The sequence below is a fragment of the Mesorhizobium sp. WSM4819 genome (genome assembly GCF_055811215.1).
In genome coordinates this window covers 29,891-35,044 of record NZ_JBVVQO010000055.1, presented here as the reverse complement: position 1 = coordinate 35,044, position 5,154 = coordinate 29,891, and the positions used below count along the sequence as shown (strand labels likewise).

Here is a 5,154-nt window from a genome sequence, read left to right as displayed (position 1 = left end):
CCGCCCCCCCCCCCCCCCCCTCCCCCCCCCCCCCCCCCCCCCCCCCCCCCCCCCCCCCCCCCCCCCCCCCCTCCGCCCCCCCCCCCCCCCCCCCCCCCCCCATGAGGGGTGTTCGCCGAAGCGAACCTAATCGCCTCACCCGTGCGCCGCGAACCAGCCGTCGAGCCTCGTTTCCAGCGCCTCGACGATCGCCTCGTCGTCGAGTTCCTCGATCACCTCGGCGACGAACGCCTTGACCAGCAGGCCACGGGCTGACTTCTCGTCGATGCCGCGCGCCATCAGGTAGAACAAATGGCTATGGTCGATCTCGGTGACGGTGGCGCCGTGGCCGCAGACGACGTCGTCGGCGAAGATCTCGAGCTCAGGCTTGGTCGAGAACTCGCCGTCATCCGACAAGAGCAGCGTGTTGCAGGCCATCTTGGCGTTGGTCTTCTGCGCGTATTGGTGGACGTTGATGCGCCCCTGGAAGACGCCGCGCGCTCTTCCCGTCACCACGTTGCGGATCACTTCCGTCGAAGCCGTATGCGGCACCGCATGGTCGAGCACCATGGTCACGTCGGTATGGGTGTCACCGGCCAGCAGGTTGATGCCGCGCAGCGTGAAATCGGCACCTTCGCCGGTCGTTCTGACCACGATCTCCTGGCGCACCAGCTTGCCGCCGGCGTTCATCACAAACAGCGTCAGCTTCGCATTCTTGCCGAGATGCGCCTTGAACTGGGCAAGATGCGTCGCCGTATCCGGCTGCTCCTGCACGATCAGCCAGGTCACCTCGGCGCCCTCGTCAAGCAGAAGCTGGCTGACCGAACTGACGAGTGCGGCGCCCTCGCCCGCCTGGCGCTCGACGATCACGGCCTTGGCGCCAGCGCCGACGCGGACGCTGAGGCGGACATGCGTCTGGCCGCCGGCCTGCAGGTTCTGCAGTTCGATCGGCTTGTCCAACTCGGTGCCGTCGGCAATGTCGACAAAATAGCCGTCGGCCACGAAAGCCATATTGAGCGCGCCGATGGCGTCGTCGGCGCCGTAGGGATCGAGGCCCGGTGCGATGCTGCCGTCGGTCAGCTTCTCCGACAGGCGCTGCACGGCGATACCCTCGATTTCAGGCATTTTCGCACTCGACACGCCGTTGAGCACCGGCAGGACAGCGGATCCTTCGACGACAGGTGCAATGGCTTTTGGGGCGGCTGCGGGATCGAAATCCGGAACCGAAGTCAATAGGCCGCGCAGGTCGGTGTAGTGCCAGGATTCGATGCGCCGCGTCGGCAGGCCGCTCTTGATCGCCTCGATCGCGTCGTCGCGCTTCAGCATCACCGTGCCGTCGCCGGGCAGCAACGACAACCGGTCGCTGAAGGCGTCGATCAGCGCCGTTTCGGCCGGCGTTCGCTGGGGTGTCGTGTGTATGTTCATCGGTCTCGCCTTGTTTGGCTTGCCTTCTTGGCCTTCTGGCATCTCACGCAGCTTGGCCGATCACGCCGGCATAGCCGTTGGCCTCGAGGTCGAGCGCCAGCGACTTGTCGCCCGACTTGACCACCTGGCCTCTGTACAGCACGTGCACACTATCCGGCACGATGTACTGAAGCAGGCGCTGGTAGTGGGTGATGATGACGATGGCGCGGTCCGGCGCGCGCAACGCGTTGACGCCTTCCGAAACGATCTTCAGCGCATCGATGTCGAGGCCGGAATCGGTCTCGTCGAGCACACAGAGTTTTGGCTCCAGAAGCTTCATCTGCAGGATCTCGGCGCGCTTCTTCTCGCCGCCGGAAAAGCCGACATTGAGCGGCCGCTTCAGCATCGCCATGTCCATGTCGAGCAAGGCAGCGGCGTCCTTCACGCGCTTCAGGAATTCCGGGATCTTCAGCGGCTCCTCGCCGCGCGCCTTGCGCTGCTCGTTCATCGCCACTTTCAGGAATTCCATCGTCGCCACACCCGGTATCTCCATCGGATACTGGAAGGCGAGAAAAATGCCTGATGTGGCGCGCTCGGCCGGGTCCATCTCGAGGATCGACTGGCCGTTGTAGAGAATGTCGCCTTCGGTCACCTCATAATCCTCGCGGCCGGCGAGGATGTAGGACAGCGTCGATTTTCCCGAGCCGTTCGGCCCCATGATGGCGGCGACCTCGCCGGCTTTCACCGTCAGGTTCAGGCCGCGGATGATCTCGGTGCCGTCATCGACGATGCGAGCATGCAAATTTCTGATTTCAAGCATTTTTTCTTTTCCTGAAAATTTTCGGTCCGGTCAGCCGACCGAGCCCTCGAGGCTGATCCCAATCAGCTTCTGCGCCTCGACCGCGAATTCCATCGGCAGTTGCTGGATGACGTCCTTGACGAAGCCGTTGACGATCAGCGCGATCGCCTCTTCTTCGGGAATGCCGCGCTGCATGACGTAGAATTTCTGGTCCTCGGAAATCTTCGACGTCGTCGCCTCATGCTCGAACTGCGCTGTTGCGTTCTTGGCTTCCATGTAGGGCACGGTGTGCGCGCCGCACTGGTCGCCGATCAGCAGCGAGTCGCAGTTGGTGAAGTTGCGGGCGTTGGTCGCCTTGCGGTGCGCCGAGACCTGGCCGCGATAGGTGTTCTGCGAGAAGCCGGCGGCGATGCCCTTGGAGATGATGCGGCTCGACGTGTTCTTGCCGAGATGGATCATCTTGGTGCCGCTATCGACCTGCTGAAAACCGTTCGACACGGCGATCGAATAGAACTCGCCGCTGGAATCGTCGCCGCGCAGGATGCAGCTCGGATATTTCCAGGTGATCGCCGAGCCGGTCTCGACCTGCGTCCACGAAATCTTCGAGCGGTGGCCGCGGCAGTCGCCACGCTTGGTGACGAAATTGTAGATGCCGCCCTTGCCTTCGGCGTCGCCGGGGTACCAGTTCTGCACCGTCGAGTATTTGATCTCGGCATCATCGAGCGCGATCAGCTCGACCACCGCGGCGTGAAGCTGGTTTTCGTCGCGCTGCGGCGCCGTGCAGCCTTCGAGATAGGAGACGTAGGCCCCCTCCTCGGCGATGATCAGCGTGCGCTCGAACTGGCCGGTGTTCTTTTCGTTCATGCGGAAATAGGTCGACAGTTCCATCGGGCAGCGCACGCCCTTGGGCACGAAGACGAAGGAACCGTCGGTGAACACCGCCGAATTCAGCGTGGCGTAGAAATTGTCCGAGGTCGGCACGACCGAGCCGAGATACTTCTTCACCAGATCCGGGTGCTCGCGGATGGCTTCCGAGATCGAGCAGAAGATGACGCCGGCCTGCGCCAGCTCCTTCTTGAAGGTGGTGACGACGGACACGGAATCGAACACGGCGTCGACGGCGACGCGGCCCGACTTGTAGACATTGTCGCTGGCTTCCTCGAGTTCCGACGCATCGGTCTTCTGTACGCCGGCGAGGATCTCCTGTTCCTTCAGCGGGATACCGAGCTTTTCATAGACCCTCAACAGTTCGGGATCGACGTCGCTCAGCGACGTCGGTCCCGGCGTGCTCTTGGGCGCCGCATAATAGTAGAGGTCCTGGAAATCGATCTTGGGATAGTGGACGCGCGCCCATTTCGGCTCGTCCAGCGTCACCCAGCGCCGATAGGCTTCCAGACGCCATTCCAGCATCCAGGACGGCTCGTCCTTCTTCGCCGAAATGAAGCGGATAATGTCTTCGCTCAGGCCCTTTGGGGCCTTGTCCATCGCGATTTCGGTCTGGAATCCGTATTTGTATTGGTCGACCTCGATCTTTCGAACTCGATCGATCGTGTCCTGCACAGCAGGCATCAGCGTTCTCCATCCACGCCGGGGTCAAGGCCCGGCAGTTTTCAAACTATGGCACCGCGAAACGGAGTACGCGCGAGGCACCCGAGGCGGCGTAAGTTCCATATAGTGCGTCCCTGCCGGGAATTCACCCGGCCACCATGAACGCACAGCTCTACCAGGCCAAAAAGCCTGCGTTTGTTTGCCGCGCTCAGGCGGCTTCTTCCCTGCCTGCGCGGCGTGAGGCAATGCCGGCCAGCGCAGTGCGGAACAGTTCGATGTCCTGCGCGCTCGTTGCGTGGCCGATGGACACGCGCAAAGCGCCAAGGCTGTCATTGTATCCCATGGCTTTCAGCACATGGCTCGGGCCGACCTTGCCCGACGAACAGGCGGAACCGGCCGACAGAGCCACGCCGGCGAGGTCGAAGGCGATCTGCGCCGTCTCGGCCTTGATGCCGGCAATAGCGAAGAATGTCGTGTTGGCAAGCCTCGGTGCGCCGGTTCCGAAGATTTCCGCATCCGGCACCAGCGTTTTCACGATGGCCTCGATCTCGTCGCGGCGGCTGCCGACGTCGTCGATGCGCTTCAATCCAATCAGGGCTTCGCGCGCCGCTGCGCCAAAACCGGCGATCGCGGCCAGGTTTTCAGTGCCGCCGCGATGACCCTTTTCCTGGCCACCGCCTGATATCAAGGGCCTGGGCATCATCAGGTCCGAGGCGGCGATAATGGCGCCAACGCCCTTGGGACCGCCGATCTTGTGCGAAGACAGAATCAAGTAATCGGCATAACCCGCTGACATGTCGAGCGGAATGCGACCGGCTGCCTGCACGGCGTCGACGACCAGGATGCCGCCTGCCGCCTTGACGATTTCGGCGATGCGCCCGACCGGCTGGATGACGCCGGTCTCGTTGTTGGCGGCATGGATCGCCACCAGCGGCAGGCCGTCTGCCTTGTCGTGACGGCCAAGTGCCGCCGCCAGGGCGTCCAGCCGGACCAGGCCGTCGGCGTCGACGCCGATGCGTGTTACCTGGGCTGCCGGAAAACGCCCGCCATTCAGCACACAAGGATGATCGGCTTCGCAGACATAGAGCCGGCTCACGCGGACAGCGCCGCGCCCCATCTGCCAATCCGGCGTCAGCAGCGTCGAGGCGGCTTCCGTCGCGCCGGAGGTGAACACGACATGCTCGGCGCTGGCGTTGACCAGCGCCGCCACGTCGCGCCTTGCATTCTCGATCAGCCGCCGTGCGGCGCGGCCCTCGGCATGGACCGACGATGGGTTGGCGGCGGTGTCGAGCGCGGCAATCATTGCCGCGGGGGGCGCGGGGCGCCGCGGGGGGGGGGGGGGGGTGTTGGGGTGTGGGGGGGGGGGGGGGGGTTTAGTGTTGTTGTGGGAGGGAGAAGAGGAAAAGCAGGGGGGATTGCGGATT

At 63.7% G+C, this 5,154-nt stretch carries 4 protein-coding genes; all 4 read right to left on the bottom strand.

The genetic code is table 11. The features are described 5' to 3' along the window. Window positions 1-135: 135 nt before the first annotated feature. A complete protein-coding gene (sufD, locus tag AC0L18_RS30590) occupies window positions 136-1,404 on the bottom strand; it encodes a Fe-S cluster assembly protein SufD (RefSeq protein WP_473495474.1) in 1,269 nt (422 codons plus the stop codon). A 43-nt stretch (window positions 1,405-1,447) separates the two neighbouring features. After that, a complete protein-coding gene (gene sufC / locus AC0L18_RS30585; protein WP_023798289.1) occupies window positions 1,448-2,203 on the bottom strand; it encodes a Fe-S cluster assembly ATPase SufC in 756 nt (251 codons plus the stop codon). A 30-nt stretch (window positions 2,204-2,233) separates the two neighbouring features. Continuing rightward, complete coding sequence (gene sufB / locus AC0L18_RS30580; protein WP_473495473.1) at window positions 2,234-3,751, bottom strand: Fe-S cluster assembly protein SufB; 1,518 nt, start codon at window positions 3,749-3,751, stop codon at window positions 2,234-2,236. 187 nt (window positions 3,752-3,938) lie between these two features. Beyond that, the gene (locus AC0L18_RS30575; RefSeq protein WP_473495472.1) at window positions 3,939-5,153 is read right to left on the bottom strand and encodes a cysteine desulfurase family protein; all 1,215 of its coding nucleotides are present in this window, start codon (window positions 5,151-5,153) and stop codon (window positions 3,939-3,941) included. Window position 5,154: the final 1 nt, after the last annotated feature.